This is a genomic window from Leucobacter musarum subsp. musarum, assembly GCF_001273845.1.
Classification (GTDB): domain Bacteria; phylum Actinomycetota; class Actinomycetes; order Actinomycetales; family Microbacteriaceae; genus Leucobacter; species Leucobacter musarum.
The window spans coordinates 1-255 of the sequence record NZ_JHBW01000082.1 but is presented as its reverse complement, the minus strand read 5'-3'; the positions used below and the strand labels follow the sequence as shown (position 1 = coordinate 255).

Here is a 255-nt window from a genome sequence, read left to right as displayed (position 1 = left end):
GCCCGATGTCGTCGATGGTGAGGCCGGCGCGCTGCAGCGCCTTCTCGGTGGAGGGGACGGGGCCGAGGCCCATGACCTCCGGCTGGACGCCGGCGAAGCCGAAGCCGACGAGACGCATCTTGGCCGAGAGGCCGAGTTCCTTGGCGGTGTCGGCGCCCGCGAGCAGCGACATGGTCGCGCCGTCGGTGAGGGGGGACGCGTTACCGGCGGTGACGCGTCCGTGCGGACGGAACGGGGTCTTGAGGCCCGCGAGCC

At 73.3% G+C, this 255-nt stretch carries 1 protein-coding gene; it reads right to left on the bottom strand.

Annotated features, from left to right (window positions below; genetic code table 11):
- A partial coding sequence (locus CH42_RS08210; RefSeq protein ID WP_449279960.1) for a thiolase family protein occupies positions 1 to 255 on the bottom strand: 255 nt, incomplete at both ends.